This is a genomic window from Streptomyces sp. NPDC019937 (genome assembly GCF_040631655.1).
Taxonomy (GTDB): domain Bacteria; phylum Actinomycetota; class Actinomycetes; order Streptomycetales; family Streptomycetaceae; genus Streptomyces.
This window is the reverse complement of record NZ_JBEYAL010000025.1, coordinates 1-20,102: the sequence shown is the minus strand read 5'-3', so window position 1 is coordinate 20,102 and position 20,102 is coordinate 1. Positions and strand designations below refer to the sequence as shown.

Sequence of the window (20,102 nt, the reverse complement as noted above, 5' to 3'; positions counted from 1 at the left end):
GACCGGCCTCGACCGCCCTCCGCCCGCGAGGGGTGGCTGACTGGCGGTCAGCCGCTGATCTGCTTGCGCCCGGCGCCCTCGCCGATGGCGATCTTGCGGGGCTTGGCCCGCTCGGCGATGGGGATGCGCAGGGTCAGGACACCGGCGTCGTAGTCGGCGCTGATGTGCTCGGTGTCGAGGGTGTCGGCCAGCATGAGCTGGCGGGAGAACACGCCCAGGGGCCGCTCGGACAGCTCCATCTGCACATCGTCGGCCTTGGCGAGCGGCCTCCGCTCCGCCTTGACGGTGAGCATGTTCCGCTCGACGTCGATGTCGATGGCGTCGGTCGACACGCCGGGGAGGTCGAGGGCGATCACATAGTCGTCGCCCTCGCGGAAGGCGTCCATCGGCATCGTGGACGGCCTGGACCAGGTACCGGTGGACCCCACGAGCTGCTGGGTGAGCCGGTCGAGCTCACGGAAGGGGTCGGTGCGCATCAACATCAGGAAACACCTCCAGTGGTCTTGGGCAGTACCGCCAATGCGCTGCAACCTGCCTCCGTTGTAGCATGTCATCGGAACGATGACAAATGCTGATGTCGTCGATGCGATGACAGAAAGGAAGGGTGTGCCATGACCAGTCCGGAGGAATCCCGCGGACCCGACCCCGCACCCACCTCGTTCCCCGCCACCGCGGCGGCGTTGGAGGCCATCAACGACGCCGTGCGCAGCGCCACCACCCCGCCGGGCCGGGCGCCGGAACCGGACCGGACCAGCTCGGAGCAGGCCCTGGGCGCACTGTTGCTGCTGCGGGAGCTGCGGGACCAGCTCGCCGGGTGGGAGCCGTGGCTGATCGAGACGGCTCGGGAGGCGGGCGCCAGCTGGGCCGAGCTCGCGCACCCCCTGGGCGTGGCGAGCCGGCAGGCCGCCGAGCGCCGTTATCTGCGCGTACGGCCCGGCGCCCCCGGCGCCACCGGGGAGCAGCGCGTGCAGGCCACCCGCGACCGCCGCGCCGCCGACCGCACCGTCACCTCCTGGGCCCGTGGCAACGCCGCCGACCTGCGCCGACTCGCCGGGCAGGTCACCGCGCTCACCGACCTGCCCGCCGAGGCCCATGGCCACATCGCCCGGCTGGCGGACGCCCTCGCCCACGACGACCCCGCCCGGCTCGTCGCCCCGCTCGCCGAAACCCATCAGCACCTGACCGCACGTCACGCCGATCTCGCCGCCCTCGTCGCCACCATGACCCGCCACACCGACCGGCTGCGGCAGGACAGCGGGGACCAGCGCCGCACCACGAACTGACCGCGCCCGCCTCCCGTCGAAGTGCTCCGCCTGGCGCCGGGGGTACGTCAGGGGCCTGGAGAGCGTCACGCCGCCTTGGCCTCGATCTGGTCGTGCAGCTTGGCGCAGGTCCGGCTGATCAGCCGGGAGACATGCATCTGGGAGATGCCGAGCTGCTCGGCGATCCGGCCCTGGGTCTCCTCGCGGAAGAAACGCAGGTACAGGATCCGGCGCTCCCGTTCGGGCAGGGCACGCAGCTTCGGCTTCAGGGCCTCGCGCTGAATCACACGGTCATAAGAGGGCTCCGGCGCGCCGAGCGTATCCGCCAGGGAATATCCGTCGTCGGCGCCCGGCAGTTCGGCGTCCAGGGACAGCGCGGAGAAGCTTTCCATCGCCTCCATCCCCAGCAGGACGTCCTCTTCGCTCATCCCGGTGTGCCGGGCGATGTCGGCCACGCTGGGGGAGCGGTCGTCGGGGGTGCGCGTGAGGTCCTGCACGGCGGCCCGCACCCGGTTGCGCAACTCCTGAACCCGGCGCGGCACGTGCACGCCCCACATGTGGTCCCGGAAGTGGCGCTTGATCTCCCCGACCACGGTCGGCACGGCGAAGCTCGCGAAGGCACTGCCGCGGTCCGGCTCATAGCGCTTGACGGCCTTGACCAAGCCGAGCATGGCGACCTGCCGCAGATCCTCCGCGGACTCACCGCGGTTGCGGAACTGCCTCGCCAGCCGCTCGGCCATCGGCATCCAGGCGCGTACGACCTCTTGCCGCAGCGCCTCCTTTTCGGGACCATCGGGCAGAGTGGCGATGCGCTCGAACGCGGCAGTGGTGTCGGGAGCGTCGTCGTGCGAGTGCTTGCTGCGTGCGCGTACGGCAGTCATGGCGCGGTCTCCCTCATCAAGTGGCCGGTAGCACCACGGGAGTGAAAAATCCGCCTGCCTGGGGTGCCGGACAGAGCACACCCCGAGCAGCCGAACTGCTCCCTTGGGCGTGCCTCCAGTCCGAAGCACAACCAGCGCCTGCCCCGCGCCCGCACCCCCAAACAAACTCATCCGCCAGCGGGGGCACAGCACAAAATCAACGCCACCGGCCCGGCGGATGATCGGGCGGCGAGAGCCCGGCGATCAGGCCGTAATGGTCGCTGACCTGGACGCCGTCCACGGGATCGACCGGCACGTGCGGGGCCCGCCGGTCGAGCTCGCATGCCGGCGCGGCGCGGCGCGGCGCCTGGCGCCGTCGGCGTACTCGGGCGCCAGAACGTTCATGGTCATCACCCGTATGCCGGCGGCAGGCACGCGCTCCCGCCCACCGGGCCACCGCAGCCGCGCCCCAGGTACCCGCCAGGGGCGAAGGTCTGTGGCGAAAAGCCGATCAGGGGCGGGGGATGTTACGGAGGTTCGCCCGGGCGAGGTCGAGCATCTTGCCGACGCCGCCGTCCAGGACGGTGCGACCGGCCGAGAACGCAAACCCCTTGACCTGTTCGCCGGTGATGTGCGGCGGGATCGAGAGCGCGCCCGGGTCCGTCACCAGCTCGATCAGGCATGGGCCGTCGTACGCCAGCCCCCGCTTCAGGGCGTCGCGCACATCGGCGGGGTCCTCGGCGCGGATGGCGTGGATGCCCGCGGCCCGGGCGATGGCGGAGTAGTCCACGGGTGCGTGGTCGGTCTGGTGATCGGGCAGGCCGTCGACCATCATCTCCAGCTTGACCATGCCGAGCGAGGAGTTGTTGAAGACGATCGTCTTGACCGGCAGGTCGTGCAGCTTGACGGTCAGCAACTCGCCCATGAGCATGCTCAGGCCCCCGTCCCCCGACAGGGAGATCACCTGGCGGTTCCGGTCGGGGAACTGGGCGCCGATCGCGTGGGGCAGGGCGTTGGCCATGCTGCCGTGGAGGAAGGAACCGACCACGCGGCGGCGGCCGTTGGGGGTGAGGTAGCGGGCGGCCCACACGTTGTTCATGCCGGTGTCGACGGTGAACACGGCGTCCTCGTCGGCGAGTTCGTCGAGGATGACGGCCGCGTACTCCGGGTGGATCGGGGTGTGCTTGTCCACGTCGTGGGTGTAGGCCGCCACGACGTGTTCGAGCGCCCTGGCGTGGCGGTGCAGGCTGTGGTCGAGGAAGGAACGGTCCTCCTTCTGCCGCACCAGCGGCAGGACCGCCCGGAGCGTCTCCCCCACGTCGCCGTGCACGCCGAGTTCCAGCACGGTCCGCCGTCCGAGGTTCCCGGCGTCGTGGTCCACCTGCACAGTGCGGGCCTGTGGCAGGAAGTCGTCGTACGGGAAGTCCGTGCCCAGCAGCACGACGAGGTCGGCCTCGTGCATCGCGTCGTAGCACGCGCCGTACCCGAGCAGACCGCTCATGCCGACGTCGTACGGGTTGTCCCACTGGATCCATTCCTTGCCGCGCAGGGAGTGTCCGACCGGCGCGCCCACACGGCTTGCCAGCTCCATGACCTCGGTGTGCGCCCCGCGGACACCGGCACCGCAGAAGAGCATCACCTTCTCGGCGGCGTCCAGCCGCCGGGCGAGCGCTTCGACCTGCTCCCGCGGTGGCACGACCCGGCCCCGGGTGGTCACCAGGTCGGTGGCGACGGGCTCGTCCGGCGCCGGGGCGTGGGCGACGTCCCCCGGCAGGACCAGCACGGACACCCCGCCGTGGCCGAGCGCCCGCTGCATGGCGATCCGCAGCACCCGGGGCATCTGCTGCGGGGTGCCGATCATCTCGCAGTAGTCGCTGCACTCGGTGAACAGCCGCTCCGGGTGGGTTTCCTGGAAGAAGCCCGTGCCGATCTGGCGGGACGGGATGTGCGAGGCGATGGCCAGCACCGGGGCACCGGAGCGGTGTGCGTCGTACAGCCCCTGTACGAGGTGGGTGTTGCCGGGCCCGCAGCTGCCCGCGCACACGGCGAGCCGCCCGGTCAGCTGCGCCTCGGCGGCCGCGGCGAACGCGGCCGCCTCCTCGTTCCGCACATGGACCCACTCGATGCCGTCGGTGCGGCGCACCGCGTCCACCACCGGGTTGAGGCTGTCCCCCACGACCCCGTAGATCCGCTCCACGCCTGTCTGCCGGAGGACGTCCACCAGCTGGCGGGCGACGCTCGTGTCCCTCATCTCAAGCCTCCGCATCACGTCTTCTGACATCTGCCGGCGCACGCCTACCCGGACGGAGCGGGCACGAGTCATCACGCGACGGCCCGGGAATGCTCACGCCACCCAGCGTGATGTCCGAATACCGCCAGCATTCCCTGTCGCGACCCCGCATCGTTGACAGTGAAGCCACAGAAGGACGAGAGAGCGCGACGATGACCATCTACACCACATGGGACAGCCCCCTGGGCGAACTGCTGCTGGTGGGCGACGAGACACCGGACGGCGCCACACTGACCTCGCTGTCCATGCCCGGGCAGAAGAACGCCCCGGCCGTACGGCCCGGCCGGCACCACGCGCCCGGCCGGTTCACGGAGATCGTCCGGCAGCTGGGCGCGTACTTCGACGGCGGGCTCACCGCCTTCGACATCCCGTTCACTCCCGGCGGCACGGACTTCCAGCGGCGCGTGTGGCAGGCACTGGAGCACATCCCCTACGGCACCTCGACCACCTACGGACAGCTCACCGAAGGGCTGGGCGTGCCCCGCGAGCAGGTCCAGGCCGTGGGCGCGGCGATCGGCGCGAACCCGCTGCTGCTGGTACGGCCCTGCCACCGGGTGATCGGCGCCGACGGGACGATGCGCGGCTACGCGGGAGGCGTCGAGCGCAAGGTGTGGCTCCTCACCCACGAGGGCGCGCTGCAGCCGACACTCATCTGACCTGTGGGCCGGGGCGCTCACACCCGGCCGCCGGACGAAGCACCCCGAAGGAACCGCACATCATGACCGACACCACGCGCTCCGCGAGCCAGGCGGCCGACCGCGTCACGGCGGACGACTGGGACGCGCTCACCGCCGAACTGGACGAGCACGGCAACGCGCTCACCGGTCCCCTGCTCACCCCCGCCGAATGCCACCGGATCGCCGGACTGTACGACGAGACCGAACGCTTCCGCACGACCATCGACATGGCCCGCTACCGCTTCGGTTCGGGCCAGTACCGCTACTTCACCCACGACCTCCCCGACCTGGTGCGCGAGCTGCGCGAGGCGTTCTATCCGCGGCTGCTGCCCATCGCCCGCGACTGGGCCCGCAAGCTGAACCGGCCCGCGCCGTGGCCGGACACGCTCGAGGAGTGGCTGGCGATGTGCCACGAGGCGGGGCAGGCCAAGTCCGCCCAGATCCTGCTGCGCTACGGCCCCGGCGACTGGAACGCCCTGCACCGGGACGTGTTCGGGGACATGCTGTTCCCGCTCCAGGTCGTGGTGGGCCTCGACGCGCCCGGCGAGGACTTCACCGGCGGCGAGTTCATCATGACCGAGCAGCGCCCCCGCGCGCAGTCGAGGGGATCGTCCACCACCCTGCCCAAGGGCCACGGGCTGATCTTCACCACCCGGGACCGCCCGGTGGCCTCCCAGCGCGGCTGGGCGAACGGCCCCATGCGGCACGGTGTGAGCACCGTGCGCTCCGGACACCGCCACACCCTCGGCCTCGTCTTCCACGACGCCGCATGACGCCCGCTCCGTCCGGCCGCGCCCCGCACGGGAGGCACCGCACGCTGATCGGCCCCGACGGGGCGCCCTATCACAGCGCCACGCCCGGTAGTCTCGGCGGGCACCGGCGCCTGCGGCTGTACGGGCGTCTGGACTGCCCCTCCGCGCTGCGGGCCATCGCCCGCGGCCACTACGTGAAGCACCGGGTGTTCTTCGTGGACGAGGCCACCGCGATCGCCGCCGGATACCGGCCGTGCGCCGTGTGCCTCCCCCGGCGGTACGCCCGGTGGAAAGCCGACCTGGAGAACACCACCACACCATGAGCCCTCTCACGGGACCGCCGGCGTCCCGATCGCCCCTGATCCGCGCGGAGGACCTGGCCGCGTACGGCGATCTGCCCAGCCCCGCCCCGCACACCGCCGCCGAACTCGACGCCCTGCTGGGCCTGTTGGCCTCCAGGAAGGGCCGCGTCGAGACCGTCGCCATCGGCCACGGCCGGGACCCGGCCTCCCGCGCCGCCGCCGAGGCCTTCGCGGCCGCGTGGAAGGCGCGCGACGGAAAGGTTGTCACCACGGTGGACTGGCCGGAGAGCGCCGCGTCCTGGCTGCGGCCCGCACACCGGCTGACCGCCGAGGAGCCCGACGCCTGGGTCATGGCCGCGGCTCCCCTCGGCTTCGCCCAGCTGGCCCGCCGGCTGCGGCACTCCACCGACTGGGACCCGGCCCGCACGGTCGCCTTCGCCGCCCTCGAGGACTCCCGCCTCCCCGCGCTGACCGGGCCGGACACGCTGCACGGCCTGCGCGGCGCCACCGCCGAGGGCGGCACCTGGGAGGTACGCCGGCGCTGGGTCACCTCGTACCCGCCGACCGGGAGGAGCGCATGACCGCCCTGATTCCCCGCCCGCCCATGGAGGTCGCCCCCGGGGCCGTGCACCTGCCCGGCTGGCTCACCCTGGAACAGCAGCGCGAGCTCGTCACCGCCTGCCGCGCCTGGGCCACCGGCCCGGTCCCCATCCGCCATACCCGCCTGCCGCGCGGCGGCGTGATGTCGGTGCGGACGGTGTGCATCGGCTGGCACTGGCAGCCCTACAAGTACACCCGCACCGCCGACGATGTGAACGGCGAGCGCGTCGCCGCGTTTCCCGACTGGATGGTCCGGCTGGGCCGCCGCGCCCTGCTGGACGCCTACGGCGACGCACAGGGCGCGGCCGGTTACACACCGGACACCGCGCTGATCAACTTCTACGACGGTCAGGCCAGGCTGGGCATGCACCAGGACAAGGACGAGAGGTCCTCCGCACCGGTCGTCTCGCTGTCCATCGGCGACACCTGCGTCTTCCGCGTCGGCAACACCGAGACCCGCACCAGGCCCTACACCGACATCGAGCTGGCCTCCGGCGACCTGTTCGTCTTCGGCGGCCCCTCCCGGTACGTCTACCACGGCGTGCCCAAGGTCTACGAGGGCACCGCCGACCCCGCCGCGGGGCTCGCCTCCGGGCGCCTGAACATCACCATGCGCGTCACCGGTCTCACGGACTAGGGGTTCGAGGTCAGCGGGCGTTGTGGAAGATGATGCCGAGCGTAGTCCGGAGTCCCGAGGCCACGGCGTTGGTGCCGTGCCGCATGGGGTGGCGGCGGTAGCCGTGCTGTCCCCGCGCGGGCCGGTGGCGGACGGGGAAGATCATGCCCTGGCCGAGGCGCGGCGTGAGGACGATGGCGCGGGACTGGGAGCGGGGGCGCTGTTCGACGAACACGTTCTCCCCTCCGGTGAAGTCCTGGCCGGGCTCGCGCAGCATGATGGCGATCTGGAGCGGGAAGACGATGTCGCCGTAGATGTCCTGGTGCAGACAGGCGTAGTCACCGGGGCCGTAGTGGAGGATGAGCGGGGTGGGCCGGGTCTGGCCGTTGTCCGCGCATTCGGCGAGCAGCTCGTCCAGGGTGGCGGGGAAGGTGCGTTCGTTCAGCAGGGGCGCCCACTGGTTGGCCATCCACGCCATCGGCGGGTACAGCCGCTCGCGCAGGGTCTGGACGAGCGGTACGGCGGCGGGGTCGGCGTAGTACTTGTAGGTGCCGCGGCCGAAGTCGTGGCGCTGCATCACCACGGTCGAGCGGAACAGCGCGGGGTCGTCGAAGGTGTCGACGAGCATCTGGCACTGCGCGCGGGAGAGCAGCGCAGGGGTGAGCGCCACACCGTCCTCGTTCAGCCGGGCGTACAGCCGCGGCCAGTCCAGCTCCGCGAGGGCGGGGACGGCGTCGTGGGCGGTGTGCGGTGCGCCCCCGGTGCCCGCGGCAGGGCCGCCCGCGGTACGGCCGGGCAGGTCGAGGGGGAGTTCGGTCTGGTCCATGGGGGACAGTCTTCCGGCGGGAGGCGGGCGCGGAGCGCGATGGCCGAATCCCGCCGGCAATGCGGGAGCCAGGGCGCTTGGCTGGGACACGGAAGATGAAGCGCCGCACGTTTCCCGGGAGTCGTCACACCATGTCTTCGAACGACAGCGCCATCGCCGTGATGCAGCGGTTCTACGAGGCCGAACGCGCCTATGTCATGGCGGGTGGCGCCGGCCGGGCCGGGTTCGACGAGATCGCCGCGTGTCTGGACCCGGAGGTCGAGCTCCACCAGGCACCGGGTCTGCCCTTCACCGGCGTCTGGCACGGCCCCGAGGGCATGGAGCGGTTCATCGCGGTCATGGGCGAGCTGTGGGAGTCGATGGAATTCCTCGAACAGCGGCAGCTCGTCGACCGCGACACCGTGGTGGCGACCAACCGGGTGCGCTTCGTCGCGCGGGCGACCGGCCGCGACGTGGTCACCTCGATCGTGCAGACGGTGGCCCTCCGGGACGGCCGCATCCGCGAGATCCGGCCCTACTACTGGGACCCCACCGCGATCAGCGAGGCGTGCGGTGGCCGGGTCGTGGCGCCAGATTCCGATGGATCTCCAGCACCGCGGCCGATCGGTTGAGCGTGATGTAGTGCGGGCCCGGGGCGCCCTCGTCCAGCAGCCGCCGGGCCATGGCGGTGGCGTGGTCGACGCCGATCCGGTGCCCCGCTTCGGCGTCGCCCCGGGCGGCCTCCAGCCGCCGGGCGAGGTCCTCGGGGAAGTGGGCGTCGCTCAGCTCGGCGAAGCGGCGCACCTGCCGGAAGCCGGTCGCGGGCATGATCTCGGGGATGATCGGGATATCACAGCCCGCGGCCGCCACCCGGTCGCGCAGCCGCAGGTAGTCCTCGGCGTCGAAGAACATCTGCGTGATGGCGTAGTCGGCGCCCGCCCGGCACTTGGCCACGAAGTACCGGACGTCGCTGTCCCCGTCCGGCGAGCGCGGGTGGCGCTCCGGGAAGGCCGCCACTCCGATGCTGAAGTCGCACGACTCCCGGATGAGTGCGACCAGTTCGCCGGCGTAGGTCAGCCCGTCCGGTTCCGCGAGCCAGGGTCCTCGGGGGTCGCCGCGCAGCGCGAGGACGTCGAGGATTCCGGCGTCGGCGTACTGGCCGATGGTGTGCCGCAGTTCGCCGACCGCGTGCCCGACCGCCGTGAGGTGGGCGACCGGCCGCACGGTGTTCTCCGCGGCGATCCGCTTGGTGAGCCCGATGGTCCGGTCCCGCGGCGAACCGCCCGCGGCGAAGCCACCGGGTTCGACCTACAGATCCATCACCGAGCGCTTGCCCCGCTTTCCGAGGCCGGCGTGCGGACCACGATCCGCTCGCCGCAGCGGGGGTTCTCGTAGACCTCTCCAGGGCTGACGTTCACCGGAATCTCTCCTTCGTCCACGACGCTTCTCGCAACGTGACTACAGCCTGGGCGCCAAGGCCCCGGGCACGCACGCACATTCTTGCCCTCGCATGCACCACCGCCCGTCGGTCAGACGATGGCCGCCGCTCCCGCGCGAGCGACGATCAGGTCCTCGTCCCCCATTCCGCCGCTGACGCCGATAGCGCCGACCGGGGTGCCTTCGGATACCAGCGGCAGGCCGCCGGAGAACAGCGCCATGCCGGGCTGGCTGGCCAGGCTGCTCACCAGGACCGAGTCCTGCTTGATGGCCTCCGCGAATTCATTGGTGGGCGTACGGACGACAAGCGCGGTGCTCGCCTTGTTCTGCGCGACGCCGGTGGCCACGGCCACGGCACCGTCCATGCGCGCCAGGGCCTGGACGTGTCCGCCGACGTCGAGGACGACGACCGCCACTCGGGCACCCAGCTCTCCGGCCTTGCGCAGCGCCGCGGTGATGCCCTGCTGGGCACCGGCGAGAGTGATCGTGCGGGTCTCGACGATGGTGGCGTCGAGCTGCTCGACAGAGGTCATGGTCGTGCCTTTCATGGAACCGGCCGGAGCCGGAGTGGACAACAAGGGAGGAAGAACACAGCGGGCGCAGGAGCCGGGCTCAGGCAGTCGACTCCTCGCTCCGGGCCGCCGCCCCGGAGCGGAAGAAGGCGGCCACGAGACCGGCGACCGCCAGGCTCGCCACCGCGCCCACGAGCACCGCCAGGTGCATGCCGTCGAGGGTTTCGGCGATGCTCGCCTTCGCGCCCTCGGCCGCGTCGGCGCCGAAGACCGCGACGGCTGCCAGCACCGGGGTGCCGAGCGTCAGGGCGATCTGCTGGCTCATCGTGCTCAGACCGGTCGCCAGGCCCTGCTCCTCGTTCGGCAGGCCGGAGGTGGCGATGACCGTGTAGGAGACGAGGCCCATGGCGTGGCCGAAGAAGGCGACCGCGACGGCGACGAGGACGATGTAGATCCCGGCGTCACCCTGGTCCACGGTGAGCAGCCCCATGAGGCCGAGCCCCTGGACGGTGAGGGCGGTGACGAGGGTGCGCTTGCTGCCGATGGCGCCGATCACCTTGGGGGCGAGAAGCCCGCCCGCGATGGCGGCGATGCTGGACCCACCGAACGCCAGCCCGGCGGCGAGCGGCTTGTAGTCGAGCACGTCCTGCAGGTAGAGCGTCATCTGGAAGACCACCGCGCTCGGCATGCTGACGACGAGGAGCCCGGCGAGGTTGCCCCAGCGCACGGTGGGCCGCTTCAGCACGCTGACCGGCGCCAGCGGGTTGGAGCTGCGCAGCTCGATGAACCAGAAGGCGACCAGCAACACCGCGGCAAGGATCAGGCAGCCGATGACGACGGGGTCCCCCCAGCCGTCCTGCTCGGTCGCGGAGATGCCGTAGACCAGGCTGACCAGACCACCGGTGACCGCGACCGCGCCGGGAACGTCGAGACGGCTGCGGGTCCGGTCGCCGGTGTCGCTCAGGACACGCGGGGCGAACACCAGGATCAGCACGGCGACCGGCAAGTTGATGAGGAACGCCCAGCGCCAGCTCAACAGCTCCGTCAGCACCCCGCCGAGCACCGAACCCAGCGCGAAGCCGCCGGTGAGAAGGGTGCCGTTGAGCCCCAGCGCGCGCTGGCGGAGGGGGCCTTCGGGGAACGACGTGGTGAGCAGCGACATCGCCGCGGGCGTCGCCATGGCCGTGGCGAGCCCCTGTCCGGTGCGGCCGACCAGGAGCATGCCGGGCGACTGGGCAAGGCCGCCGACCAGCGACGAGGCGCCGAGGATGAGCATGCCCACCAGGAAGAGATTCCGCCGGCCGAAGAGGTCGGCGATGCGGCCGAACAGCAGCGTGAAGCCCGCGGCGGGCAGCATGAAGCCGGTGACGATCCACTGCAGGGTGCTCAGCTCGAAGCCGAGGTCGGCCCCGATGGTCGGCACGGCGATGTTGAGCACGGAGAAGTCGACCGCGAGCATGAACTGGGCACCGAGCAGGAGAACCAGAATCAGCCGGTGCCGGGGCGTCATCCGCTCCCCGGCGGGTTTGTCCCGCGCCTCACTGATGGCATCGAGCTCGGTCATCGCTTTCCCTCTCCTCTGGTGACTCTCACGTCCGCCGGCTCGCACCGCGCCGCTTGGTGTCTTTCGAGGGCCGGTGATGGCCCCACGGCGCGGCTCGTGATCGAACCGACGGAGGAGAAACACCGTCGGGCGCCGGGGGGTTGCATCGCCGCGGAAGCCGAGTGGCCGACGGCTCCCGCCGGAGAATCGCGGAGCAATATTTCCGGGTGAGGGCGCCGTTCGGCGGCAAGTAGCGTCGCCCGCGGCCGCCGCGCGCTGCGCCGGAACCGGCTCACAGCCTCCTCGACGGCGGCCAGGCCATGCGATGACAGACGGCAGAGGCGGTATGGAGCGGCGACGTTTCCTTTACGGGGGCGCCTCCGTTGGCGGGGGAATGCTGCTCGGCGGCACGGCCGGTACCGCGGCCGCGGCCACGCGCCAGGACACGGCGGCCGCCACGGAGCATGCCGCGGCGGCGCGGACGGCGTCGCGGTCCCGCCTATATGCGGGCGAACTTCCCCGACTCCCATCTTGACGCGCTCTACAAGCACCTGACCAGCGGCGCCATCGACAACCCCACCGCGTCGGTACAGCTGAGCTCGTTCGGCGGGCAGGTCAACGCGGTCGCCGAGAACGCGACGGCCTCCTCGCACCGCAGCTCGGCGTTCAAGATGTCGTGGATGCTGTACTGGACGGAGGCGGCCGACGAGGCCAAATCCCTGGCCTGGATACGGGACTGCTACCAGGAGGTCTACGGGGACTGGCGGCGTGCCGGCGCCGAACGACATCACCGACGGCTGCTACGTCAACTATCCGGACATCGACCTCGGCGACCCCAAGTACAACACGTCAAGAAGAAGTACGACCCGCGGAACGTCTTCCGGCAGAGCCAGTCGGTGCGGCTGCCCGACTGATCCGTACGCCCTCGCGCGGGCAACACCGCGCCGGCTGCCGAATCCGGCGGCCGGCGCGGCGCTGTGTCATGCCGGTCCGGCTCGGCTCCCGGGCAGTCCGACGGGCGCTGTGCAACCATTGCGGAAGTCCTGGTGTTTCTGTAGCTGATGGACGATATGGCGGAGCTGCTGACCGAGCGCCTGGCGTCGGACCTGGATGACGGCTTCACGGAGCTGGTCAGGGTCCACGCCTCGGCGGTGCGTGCCTTTCTGTTCCGGGTCTCAGGGTCGGCCTCCGAGGCGGACGACTTGGGCCAGGACACCTTCTTACGCGCCTATTCGGCGCTGCAGACCTACTCCCCGGAGCGTCGGCGCAAGCTGAAACCGCGCGCCTGGCTGATGACGATCGCGGCGAACGTCTGGCGCAATCATGTGCGTACCAGCGTCCGTCACCCGGTGTCGGCCACCCGGGCGGAGGATGCCTGCGACGGCTGGCCGGACGAGAGTCCGGGCCCGGAGGAGCGGGCGGCGACATCCGCCGACCGTACGATTTTGGTCAAGGCACTCACCGAGCTGCCCGAGAAGCATCGCGTCGCGGTGGTGATGCGCCATGTCGTCGGGATGAGTTACAGCGATATGGCCGAGGCCCAGGGATGTCCTGTGGGCACGGTCAAGGCACAAGTATCGAGAGGGATCGGCACGCTTCGTGAGATTTTGACACCCGAGGCGTCGGTGCTGGAGGAGGTGACGAGATGAACTACCGGAATGAAGAGGAAGAACGGTCCGCGGAGGGACAGTTGGAGCACGCCTTGGCCGATCTCGCGGCCCCCGCCCCGGCGGACTTCGCCCTGAGGGTACTGCAGCGCGTAGGAATCCCGCGAGAGCGCTATGACACCTACAGCCATCTCGACAGCGCGGCGGGCGGAATCTATGTGGCCTACAGCCCGGACGCGGTGACCGGCTCGGCCGTCGAGACGATGGTGACCGGCTCGGAGGAGTTCGAGCGGTTGCATCACGCCCGCACCGGCCGCACCGCCATCCGTGCCTCGGCTCCCTTCCCGGGGCTCCGCCCCGCTCTGCGCACGGGCCGGGCGAAGCGGCTGCCGATCGATCTGGGTGGCCTCACCGAGCTGGAGCGCGCCGTGCTCCACGCGGTCCGGTCCATCCCCTCCGGGCAGCTGCGGCCGATCACCTGGCTCGCGCGAGAGGCCTCGCTGCCCTCCGCCACCGGGCCGATCACCGAGGCCCTGGCCAAGAATCCGGTGCCGCTGCTGATCCCCTGCCACCGCGTCACCTATGAGAGCGGCACACCGTGCGACGCCGCCTATGCGGAGCGCGTCGGGGATGCCCTGCGGAGCGCGGAGGGCATCGACATGCACCGGCTGAAGGAGCTGACCCGGCGCGGGGCCGTCTTCCTCGGCAGCGACACCACGCGGATCTACTGCCATCCGACGTGCGCGCACGCCCGCCGGATCACCCGGCCGCACCAGGTGCCGTTCCGTACCGCAGGTGATGCCCGGCAGGCGGGCTACCGCGCCTGCAAGAGCTGTCGTCCCGCTACGGCCTGAGCCGTCCGGCCCGGAGAAGGAGGAGGATCCATGCAGTCCGGAGTCCGTGCCCCGGTGACCTCCGTGGCACTCGCCGAGCAGCCGAGTCCGTGTGGCCGGCTCGTCCTCGCGGCCACGGACGAGGCGTTGCTCGCCTGCGCGTACGACACCGCGGAGGCCGTGCGCCGGCGTGCCGCCCGTGCGGGTGGGAGCGGGGTGAAGTTCCGTACGGACGCGGACGCCACACCCGGGCAGCTGGCCGTGCTGACCGAGGCGCGCGCTCAGCTCGCCGCGTATCTGGCCGGGAATCTCCGGTCGTTCTCCGTTCCCCTGGATCTCTCCCTCGCCTCCGCGTTCACCGCGCGGACCGTGCTCGCGCTGGAGTCGTTCGTGCCCTACGGCCACACCGCCACCTACGGTGAGCTGGCCGCCGTGCTGGGCCGCCCGCGCGCCGCGCGGGCGGTGGGGATGGCGCTCGGCTCGAATCCGCTGTGCGTGGTGCTGCCCTGCCACCGCATCGTCGGAGCGAAGGGGTCCCTGACCGGATACGCCGGTGGTGTCGACGCCAAGCGCTTCCTGCTCGCGACTGAGGGGATCGCCTGATCGGAGTTTCGCGTCGCCGGTCCCTTTTCCCGCGCCCCTTTCACCCTCGGACGCAACCTTCCGCGGCCGTCCGGTGTTTCCCGAGGGACGGCGCATGAGGCCCTCTTCCGGCGCCGAGCGCTGAAGCGGGAAGGGGAACCCATCATGGCTGCATATGTGGACCCGGAACCCGACTGGCCAGCCGCGTGGCCCAAGGACCGAGCCGCAACAGCCCGCTCCCCTGCTCCACGGCGAGCCAGCCGCCCTCGACCAGCCGGTACGCGGTACTGCGGCTGAGCCCCAGCGCCGCGGCGAGGTCCTGCGTGGAACAGGTACGGACCACGGCCAGGTGAGCGAGCACAGCCAGACCGTGGGTCCGAGCGGGGATGCGGCGGTGGCGGGCGAGGCCATACGGCCTCCACGAGTGAAACCTCTTATCGGCTCCGGGCGGCAACGCCGCCCGGAGGCCGTCAGCCGTTACGGCCGGGACTTCATCAGCGGCTGGATGCGCGTACCGAAGTTCTCGATGCCTTCGAGGAAGTCGTCGAACACCAGCATGATCCCCTTGGTGCCGGGGACCCCGGCGACCTCGTCCAGCATCGCCGCGACGGTTGCGTAGGAGCCGACGAGCGTGCCCATGTTGAAGTTCACGGCGCCCTCGGGCAGCGAGATGGTCCTGGCGGTCGAGGAGTCGTCGGCGGTCTTGTCCGTGGCCGTCTCGCCCGCCATGTACGCCAGCGCCGCGTGGTCGGCATTGTCGTGGTAGTCCTTCCACTTGGCCTGGGCGGCCTCGTCGGTCTCGTCCGCGATGACCATGAACAGCGAGAGCGCGCCGACGTCGCGGCCGGTCTCACGCGCCGCGTCCACGAGCGCGGCCGTGGTGCCCGAGAGGGCGAGCGGGGTGTTGACGCCGCTCCCCAGGATGAAGTTGTACTCGGCGTGCTCGGCGGAGAACTTCATGCCGGTGCTGCTCTGCCCCGCGGCGACGATGTCGATGTGGCCGTTCGCCGGGCGCGGGGACAGCACACAGTCGTCCATGGTGTAGAACTCGCCCTTGAAATTGCTGACGCCCTCGTGCCACAGCTCCTTCATCACGGTGACGTACTCCGCGGCGCGGGCGTAGCGGTTGGCGAAGTGTTCATCGCCGGGCCACAGGCCCATCTGGGAGTACTCGCCGGGCGCCCAGCCGGTGACGATGTTGACGCCGAACCGGCCGGGGGCGATCGAGTCGACCGTCGTGGCCATGCGGGCGGTGATCGCCGGGGGCAGGGCGAGGATCGGGGTCGAGGCGTACAGCTTGATCCGTTCCGTCACGGCGGCCAGGCCCGCCATCAGCGTGAACGACTCCAGGCAGTGGTCCCAGAATTCGGTCTCACCGCCGAAGCCCTTGAACTTGATCATCGACAGCGCGAAGTCGAGGCCGTGCTCCTCGGCCTTCCGCACGATGGCCTTGTTCAGCTCGAAGGACGGCATGTACTGCGGAGAACTCTTCGAAATGAGCCAGCCGTTGTTGCCGATGGGGATGAAGACGCCGATGTCCATGCCGCTCCTGAACGGTCCGTGGTGTGGTCCGGAACAGCAACCGTGTCATGTGATGCCCGGTCAAGATCAAGTTCGCCTCGCCGACGGCGGGGGTGAGCCGTTCGGATACGGCCCACAGGCGTGCCGCGACCGCCGTGTCCAGCGCCCGGCGCGACGGGGAGGTGATCTTCGTCGGACCGACCATCGACCAGCGCGGGCCGTGATACCGGAACGCGATGTCCTCGAAGGCTGTCGCCGGCCCGAGTCCGGAGATCCGGCGTGGCAGGAGCGGCCACGCGATCCGCAGAACGGGGGCGGCAGTGGACACGCTCCCCCGCGCCCCGAGTCCGTAGAATGACGGCGTGGCATTCATGAGCATCCCGCACTGCAACTTCCTTTGAGCGGAAGGCTTTGAGGGCGATGCCGGACGGCGTCGCCCTCCTTGGTGTGCCTGCCGCGTGAGCGGCGCCCTGCCGCGCACCCGCGGGCACGGTCCCTTCCCTTCACCGTTGCCAGGAGTGCCTCATGCCCGTGTCGCTTCGCCCTGCCCTCGAACAGCTCCTCGACCTGTTGCGCTGCCCAACGTGCCGCGCCCGCCTGCATCCCGACGGCGGCGCACTGCGCTGCCCGGCGGGTCACACCTTCGACATCGCCCGCCACGGCTACGTCAGCCTGCTCACGGGCAGTCGCGCCACCAGCGGCGACGACGCGCCCATGGTCCGGGCCCGGGCCCGGTTCCTGTCCACCGGCGGTTACGAGCCCATCCGCCGGGCCGTGGCCCGCCTGGCGTCCGGTGACGTGCCCGTGCCGGACACGGTCGTGGACGCCGGATGCGGCACGGGCTACTACCTGGCGGGCGTGCTCGACCAGGTGCCCGGCGCCCGTGGCCTGGGGCTGGACGCCTCGGCACGCGCGCTGCGCTTCGCTGCCCGTGCCCATGAACGGACCGCGGCGGCGACCTGGGACATCTTCCGCCCCTTCCCGCTGGCCGACGGGGTGGCTGACGTCGTGCTGGACGTGTTCGCCCCGCGCAACCCGTCCGAGTTCCACCGGGTACTGCGTCCGGGCGGCAGGTTGATCGTGGTGCGTCCCACCGGGCGGCATCTGGCCGAGCTGCGCGGACTGCCCGCGATGGTCACGATCGACCCGGCCAAGGAGCAGCGCCTCCACCAGGCGCTGGACCCCTGCTTCGAGGCCGTCGTCACCGAACGGGTCGAGTACGCCATGCCCCTGCCCGAGCAGCGGGCCCTCGACCTGGTCGGGATGACGCCGAGCGCCCGCCACCAGACCCCGGCGGACCTGGCCGGCAACGCCCGCCTGCCCGGCCATGTCACCGTCTCCGTACTGGCCACCGCCTTCCGGGCCCGCTGACGGACGAGCCGTGGGCTCGCCCGGCGCCCTGCCTTCCCCGTACCACGGGGGAAGTCGGCCGAGCAGGCCGCGGCGGAACCCGGCCGGGGTCCTCGACTCCCCGGCCGGGTTTCAGCGCCATGCGGCCCAGGGTTCGTCCTCACGCACCATCCGCCCGTCCTGCTCGGCGACGCGATGACCGCGTAACGGCCGGTCTTCCCTCGGCACGTGGCCTGTTTGCCCTCTTGCTGGCCGGTGCGCGCGTGGCAAATGTGGCGGAGAGGCCGCAACGTCCTCAGCGAGCCTCTGTCGTGGCCTACGGGGAGGTACCGCATGGCCTTTCGGGTGCATTTCACTCAGGACGATCTCCGCCGGATCTCCCTGGCGGAGGAAGTCAACCCGCTGAGTGAAACGATCTTCAGCCTGAGGCATCTGCACGCACGGCATCCTGGAGCTTCCTTCGGGCAGTGGCGGCGTTGGGCGCACTCCCGTATTCCTCGCTCCGTTCACCTGCTGCGCACATTGGTGCCGGCACCCCACGGGTTCAGCCCCGACTTTCTGACTCCGACCGGTGCCACCGATCTCGAGGCGGGGCTGGATGAACTGCTGCACACACCGAAGTCGTTTCTGCGCACGGATCTCGCGGCGTTCGCCCGTCTCACCGGCAATCCGCTACCGGCCTGGGTGCCCTCGCTTGCCGAGGGTGACCCGGTGGCCCTCAAGGCCGTGGGCGGGGCCGTGCGGGACTGGCATGAGGCGGCGGTCGCTCCCCTGTGGCATCACCTGCACGCGCGGTTCGAGGCGACCCGGTCGTCGGCGGCACGATCACTGCTGTCAGAAGGCCTAGATGGCATGCTGTCGAATCTGCACCCCACGATCCGATGGACACCGCCCGTCCTCGAACTGGCCTGTCCGGACCACGACTGGGACATCCACCTCGGTGGCCGCGGCCTGCGCCTGATTCCCTCCTTCTTCATCGGCCATGAGCCTGCGATCAACCTCGATCCGGCCCTTCCTCCTGTCGTGATCTACCCCGTCACCCACGACAGGGTGTGGATTCCCGCCCCGGCATTCGGCCATGCCGACCACACCCCCTGCGACCGGCTGGCCGCGCTCCTGGGACTCGGGCGCGCCGCAGTGCTGGAGGCCCTTTCCGCCGCGCACGGGAGCACGACCGAACTCGCCCGCCGCACCGGGCTCTCCCCGGCCACCGTCTCCCACCACACCCAGGTGCTGCGCGTGGCCGGACTCATCACCACCCACCGCACCGGGGCCAGCGTCCGCCACGCCATCACCTCCCTCGGGATGCGGCTGATGCACGGCTGAACGTCAGCGGGCCCGGGGCGTGTGCTTTTCGACCAGCGTCCAAAGGCATGGCCTGGCAGGTTCATATCAGGAATCGTGACCGATGCGCCTACCGAAGACGCCGAACCGAACCCGGAGGACCGATGAGGGATCGCACTGCGCGATGGGTGCTCGCATTCGACGCCGGATGTGAGACGTGCCAGGTGCTCTCCGGCGCGGTCGCACGCGCCTGCGCCAACAAGCTGACGGTGCTGCCACTGACCCATCCGGATGTCGAAAACTGGCGGCACACGGCACTCGGCAGCGAGGCCGCCTGGGCTCCGACACTGCTGCGCGTCAACGGCGGTGCCGTACGCGCCTGGACCGGAGCCCACATGACGTTACCGCTCCTGCGCCGGCTGGGGCCTCGCTCCACGGTGAAGGTGCTGCAGTCCCTGGGGCAGTTGCGTCATCAGTACAACGGACATCCACTGGACCGGGATGCCATGGGCCGTAAGCAGTTCCTGCGGGTGGGCGCCGGAGCGGCCGTGGCCGTGGGGCTGGTGTTCCTGGGCAGGACGCCCGCCCTGGCGGAACAGGCCCACGGATGGGCGGAGGACAACAAGGACCGCCTCCCGAAGACGTACACGGCGATCATCGCCTATCCGATGACCTACCGGCGGGCCATCTACGCACGGCTTTCCCCGCCGGAGGCGAGCAGGGTCTGGCGGGAACACCTGAGCCACTACCGGGCGACTCATGCCGGCCTGTCCGCCGAACAGATCCGCGCGCTCGACGGGCTCAGCGCCGAAGTCGCCAACCCTTCGATCTTCGATCGCGGGAACGGGCCGTACCAACCCCCGCAGCGCCTCAAGGACGCGACGATCGAGGCCTTTGGCCAGGAGGAAACCCGCGCGATCGTCTCGGTCCTCGGACCGGTGGATGCCGCCAGCGCGGCCGCCGGGCCGCTCTCGGGGTGCACCTGCCACCAGGAGGACGGCTTCTGCGGGCTCGGCTACCACTGCCGCTCAGGGAGCTGCCAGACGTCTTCGAGCGGCTGCGGATGGTGGTACGGGCAGACCTGCGACGGTCTCTGCTACGACTAGGTGTGTTGTCCGGGCCGAGGCTCGCCGTAACGGCGGGGACGTATCGCCGAGGGCACTTTCGGGGAGCGGGCGTGGGGGGGGGGGGGGGGGGGCGCCCCCCCCCCCCGGGGGGGGGGGGGGGCCCCCGGGGGGGGGGGGGGGGGGCGGGGGGGGGGGGGCCCGC

General features: G+C 71.0%; 22 protein-coding genes and 1 pseudogene. 14 read left to right on the top strand and 9 right to left on the bottom strand.

What is annotated here, in order from left to right; all coding sequences use genetic code 11:
* Positions 1-47: 47 nt before the first annotated feature.
* The gene (locus ABZ562_RS24560) at positions 48-482 is read right to left on the bottom strand and encodes an Hsp20/alpha crystallin family protein (protein ID WP_361483511.1); all 435 of its coding nucleotides are present in this window, start codon (positions 480-482) and stop codon (positions 48-50) included.
* 129 nt (positions 483-611) lie between these two features.
* On the opposite strand from ABZ562_RS24560, the gene ABZ562_RS24555 reads away from it, so the two are divergent.
* Positions 612-1,283, top strand: coding sequence for a type III effector protein (locus ABZ562_RS24555; RefSeq protein ID WP_361483509.1), 672 nt, complete (start codon positions 612-614; stop codon positions 1,281-1,283).
* A gap of 65 nt (positions 1,284-1,348) precedes the next feature.
* Here the strand turns inward: ABZ562_RS24555 and ABZ562_RS24550 are convergent, their stop codons facing one another.
* Together ABZ562_RS24550 and ABZ562_RS24545 are read right to left on the bottom strand one after the other, a co-directional pair.
* Positions 1,349-2,143, bottom strand: coding sequence for a SigB/SigF/SigG family RNA polymerase sigma factor (locus ABZ562_RS24550; RefSeq protein WP_361483506.1), 795 nt, complete (start codon positions 2,141-2,143; stop codon positions 1,349-1,351).
* Positions 2,144-2,633: 490 nt separating this feature from the next.
* Positions 2,634-4,373 (bottom strand): pyruvate dehydrogenase, encoded by a 1,740-nt coding sequence (locus ABZ562_RS24545; protein WP_361483503.1) that lies wholly within the window; start codon positions 4,371-4,373, stop codon positions 2,634-2,636.
* Positions 4,374-4,564: 191 nt separating this feature from the next.
* On the opposite strand from ABZ562_RS24545, the gene ABZ562_RS24540 reads away from it, so the two are divergent.
* The 5 genes from ABZ562_RS24540 (at position 4,565) to ABZ562_RS24520 (ending at position 7,380) form a co-directional block, all read left to right on the top strand.
* Complete coding sequence (locus ABZ562_RS24540) at positions 4,565-5,068, top strand: methylated-DNA--[protein]-cysteine S-methyltransferase (protein WP_361483500.1); 504 nt, start codon at positions 4,565-4,567, stop codon at positions 5,066-5,068.
* A 62-nt stretch (positions 5,069-5,130) separates the two neighbouring features.
* A complete protein-coding gene (locus tag ABZ562_RS24535) occupies positions 5,131-5,862 on the top strand; it encodes a 2OG-Fe(II) oxygenase (protein ID WP_361483497.1) in 732 nt (243 codons plus the stop codon).
* Positions 5,859-6,164 carry an Ada metal-binding domain-containing protein gene (locus tag ABZ562_RS24530; protein ID WP_361483494.1) on the top strand — a complete coding sequence of 102 codons (306 nt, stop codon included), beginning with the start codon at positions 5,859-5,861 and terminating at the stop codon, positions 6,162-6,164. Before ABZ562_RS24535 ends, ABZ562_RS24530 begins: the two co-directional genes overlap by 4 nt.
* Positions 6,161-6,724: an ABC transporter substrate-binding protein gene (locus ABZ562_RS24525; protein WP_361483491.1), complete on the top strand. Its 564-nt coding sequence runs from the start codon at positions 6,161-6,163 to the stop codon at positions 6,722-6,724. The genes ABZ562_RS24530 and ABZ562_RS24525 overlap by 4 nt, the downstream gene beginning before the upstream one ends.
* On the top strand, positions 6,721-7,380 hold the full coding sequence (locus ABZ562_RS24520; RefSeq protein ID WP_361483488.1) for an alpha-ketoglutarate-dependent dioxygenase AlkB: 660 nt from the start codon (positions 6,721-6,723) through the stop codon (positions 7,378-7,380). Before ABZ562_RS24525 ends, ABZ562_RS24520 begins: the two co-directional genes overlap by 4 nt.
* Positions 7,381-7,390: 10 nt before the next feature.
* Here ABZ562_RS24520 and ABZ562_RS24515 read toward each other — a convergent pair whose 3' ends face one another.
* A complete protein-coding gene (locus ABZ562_RS24515; RefSeq protein ID WP_361483485.1) occupies positions 7,391-8,185 on the bottom strand; it encodes a 2OG-Fe(II) oxygenase in 795 nt (264 codons plus the stop codon).
* A gap of 131 nt (positions 8,186-8,316) precedes the next feature.
* Here ABZ562_RS24515 and ABZ562_RS24510 point away from each other — a divergent pair, with 131 nt between their 5' ends.
* Positions 8,317-8,796 (top strand): nuclear transport factor 2 family protein, encoded by a 480-nt coding sequence (locus ABZ562_RS24510; protein WP_361483482.1) that lies wholly within the window; start codon positions 8,317-8,319, stop codon positions 8,794-8,796.
* Here ABZ562_RS24510 and ABZ562_RS24505 read toward each other — a convergent pair.
* From ABZ562_RS24505 to ABZ562_RS24495, 3 genes and pseudogenes are all read right to left on the bottom strand, one after another.
* A pseudogene (locus tag ABZ562_RS24505) lies at positions 8,723-9,457 on the bottom strand (methylenetetrahydrofolate reductase); the annotation flags it as partial. The gene ABZ562_RS24510 and the pseudogene ABZ562_RS24505 overlap by 74 nt on opposite strands.
* A gap of 236 nt (positions 9,458-9,693) precedes the next feature.
* Complete coding sequence (locus ABZ562_RS24500; RefSeq protein WP_361483479.1) at positions 9,694-10,134, bottom strand: heme-binding protein; 441 nt, start codon at positions 10,132-10,134, stop codon at positions 9,694-9,696.
* 79 nt (positions 10,135-10,213) lie between these two features.
* The gene (locus tag ABZ562_RS24495) at positions 10,214-11,677 is read right to left on the bottom strand and encodes an MFS transporter (RefSeq protein ID WP_361483476.1); all 1,464 of its coding nucleotides are present in this window, start codon (positions 11,675-11,677) and stop codon (positions 10,214-10,216) included.
* A 482-nt stretch (positions 11,678-12,159) separates the two neighbouring features.
* Here ABZ562_RS24495 and ABZ562_RS24490 point away from each other — a divergent pair, with 482 nt between their 5' ends.
* The 4 genes from ABZ562_RS24490 (at position 12,160) to ABZ562_RS24475 (ending at position 14,699) form a co-directional block, all read left to right on the top strand.
* On the top strand, positions 12,160-12,570 hold the full coding sequence (locus ABZ562_RS24490; protein ID WP_361483473.1) for a BBE domain-containing protein: 411 nt from the start codon (positions 12,160-12,162) through the stop codon (positions 12,568-12,570).
* Between the two features lie 156 nt (positions 12,571-12,726).
* Positions 12,727-13,305 carry an RNA polymerase sigma factor gene (locus ABZ562_RS24485; protein WP_361483470.1) on the top strand — a complete coding sequence of 193 codons (579 nt, stop codon included), beginning with the start codon at positions 12,727-12,729 and terminating at the stop codon, positions 13,303-13,305.
* Complete coding sequence (locus ABZ562_RS24480; RefSeq protein WP_361483467.1) at positions 13,302-14,117, top strand: MGMT family protein; 816 nt, start codon at positions 13,302-13,304, stop codon at positions 14,115-14,117. Before ABZ562_RS24485 ends, ABZ562_RS24480 begins: the two co-directional genes overlap by 4 nt.
* A 30-nt stretch (positions 14,118-14,147) precedes the next feature.
* Positions 14,148-14,699: a methylated-DNA--[protein]-cysteine S-methyltransferase gene (locus tag ABZ562_RS24475; protein ID WP_361483464.1), complete on the top strand. Its 552-nt coding sequence runs from the start codon at positions 14,148-14,150 to the stop codon at positions 14,697-14,699.
* Between the two features lie 142 nt (positions 14,700-14,841).
* Here ABZ562_RS24475 and ABZ562_RS24470 read toward each other — a convergent pair whose 3' ends face one another.
* The gene (locus ABZ562_RS24470; RefSeq protein ID WP_361483461.1) at positions 14,842-15,039 is read right to left on the bottom strand and encodes a helix-turn-helix domain-containing protein; all 198 of its coding nucleotides are present in this window, start codon (positions 15,037-15,039) and stop codon (positions 14,842-14,844) included.
* 116 nt (positions 15,040-15,155) lie between these two features.
* On the bottom strand, positions 15,156-16,220 hold the full coding sequence (gene rutA / locus ABZ562_RS24465) for a pyrimidine utilization protein A (protein WP_361483459.1): 1,065 nt from the start codon (positions 16,218-16,220) through the stop codon (positions 15,156-15,158).
* Positions 16,221-16,724: 504 nt separating this feature from the next.
* Between rutA and ABZ562_RS24460 the strand changes: the two genes are divergently transcribed.
* The 3 genes from ABZ562_RS24460 to ABZ562_RS24450 all read left to right on the top strand — a co-directional run bounded on the left by ABZ562_RS24460 (position 16,725) and on the right by ABZ562_RS24450 (position 19,939).
* A complete protein-coding gene (locus ABZ562_RS24460; RefSeq protein WP_361483456.1) occupies positions 16,725-17,570 on the top strand; it encodes a putative RNA methyltransferase in 846 nt (281 codons plus the stop codon).
* A gap of 312 nt (positions 17,571-17,882) precedes the next feature.
* Positions 17,883-18,875, top strand: a complete 993-nt coding sequence (locus ABZ562_RS24455; RefSeq protein ID WP_361483453.1) for a helix-turn-helix domain-containing protein — start codon at positions 17,883-17,885, stop codon at positions 18,873-18,875.
* A 122-nt stretch (positions 18,876-18,997) separates the two neighbouring features.
* Positions 18,998-19,939: a bacteriocin fulvocin C-related protein gene (locus ABZ562_RS24450; RefSeq protein ID WP_361483450.1), complete on the top strand. Its 942-nt coding sequence runs from the start codon at positions 18,998-19,000 to the stop codon at positions 19,937-19,939.
* The last annotated feature ends 163 nt before the right edge of the window (positions 19,940-20,102 follow it).

Bases quoted from the DNA above. Each gene is read 5' to 3' on its own strand.
- ABZ562_RS24560 (WP_361483511.1), bottom strand. From the start codon at position 482: ATGTTGATGCGCACCGACCCCTTCCGTGAGCTCGACCGGCTCACCCAG.
- ABZ562_RS24555 (WP_361483509.1), top strand. From the start codon at position 612: ATGACCAGTCCGGAGGAATCCCGCGGACCCGACCCCGCACCCACCTCG.
- ABZ562_RS24550 (WP_361483506.1), bottom strand. From the start codon at position 2,143: ATGACTGCCGTACGCGCACGCAGCAAGCACTCGCACGACGACGCTCCC.
- ABZ562_RS24545 (WP_361483503.1), bottom strand. From the start codon at position 4,373: ATGAGGGACACGAGCGTCGCCCGCCAGCTGGTGGACGTCCTCCGGCAG.
- ABZ562_RS24540 (WP_361483500.1), top strand. From the start codon at position 4,565: ATGACCATCTACACCACATGGGACAGCCCCCTGGGCGAACTGCTGCTG.
- ABZ562_RS24535 (WP_361483497.1), top strand. From the start codon at position 5,131: ATGACCGACACCACGCGCTCCGCGAGCCAGGCGGCCGACCGCGTCACG.
- ABZ562_RS24530 (WP_361483494.1), top strand. From the start codon at position 5,859: ATGACGCCCGCTCCGTCCGGCCGCGCCCCGCACGGGAGGCACCGCACG.
- ABZ562_RS24525 (WP_361483491.1), top strand. From the start codon at position 6,161: ATGAGCCCTCTCACGGGACCGCCGGCGTCCCGATCGCCCCTGATCCGC.
- ABZ562_RS24520 (WP_361483488.1), top strand. From the start codon at position 6,721: ATGACCGCCCTGATTCCCCGCCCGCCCATGGAGGTCGCCCCCGGGGCC.
- ABZ562_RS24515 (WP_361483485.1), bottom strand. From the start codon at position 8,185: ATGGACCAGACCGAACTCCCCCTCGACCTGCCCGGCCGTACCGCGGGC.
- ABZ562_RS24510 (WP_361483482.1), top strand. From the start codon at position 8,317: ATGTCTTCGAACGACAGCGCCATCGCCGTGATGCAGCGGTTCTACGAG.
- ABZ562_RS24500 (WP_361483479.1), bottom strand. From the start codon at position 10,134: ATGACCTCTGTCGAGCAGCTCGACGCCACCATCGTCGAGACCCGCACG.
- ABZ562_RS24495 (WP_361483476.1), bottom strand. From the start codon at position 11,677: ATGACCGAGCTCGATGCCATCAGTGAGGCGCGGGACAAACCCGCCGGG.
- ABZ562_RS24490 (WP_361483473.1), top strand. From the start codon at position 12,160: ATGCGGGCGAACTTCCCCGACTCCCATCTTGACGCGCTCTACAAGCAC.
- ABZ562_RS24485 (WP_361483470.1), top strand. From the start codon at position 12,727: ATGGCGGAGCTGCTGACCGAGCGCCTGGCGTCGGACCTGGATGACGGC.
- ABZ562_RS24480 (WP_361483467.1), top strand. From the start codon at position 13,302: ATGAACTACCGGAATGAAGAGGAAGAACGGTCCGCGGAGGGACAGTTG.
- ABZ562_RS24475 (WP_361483464.1), top strand. From the start codon at position 14,148: ATGCAGTCCGGAGTCCGTGCCCCGGTGACCTCCGTGGCACTCGCCGAG.
- rutA (WP_361483459.1), bottom strand. From the start codon at position 16,220: ATGGACATCGGCGTCTTCATCCCCATCGGCAACAACGGCTGGCTCATT.
- ABZ562_RS24460 (WP_361483456.1), top strand. From the start codon at position 16,725: ATGCCCGTGTCGCTTCGCCCTGCCCTCGAACAGCTCCTCGACCTGTTG.
- ABZ562_RS24455 (WP_361483453.1), top strand. From the start codon at position 17,883: ATGGCCTTTCGGGTGCATTTCACTCAGGACGATCTCCGCCGGATCTCC.
- ABZ562_RS24450 (WP_361483450.1), top strand. From the start codon at position 18,998: ATGAGGGATCGCACTGCGCGATGGGTGCTCGCATTCGACGCCGGATGT.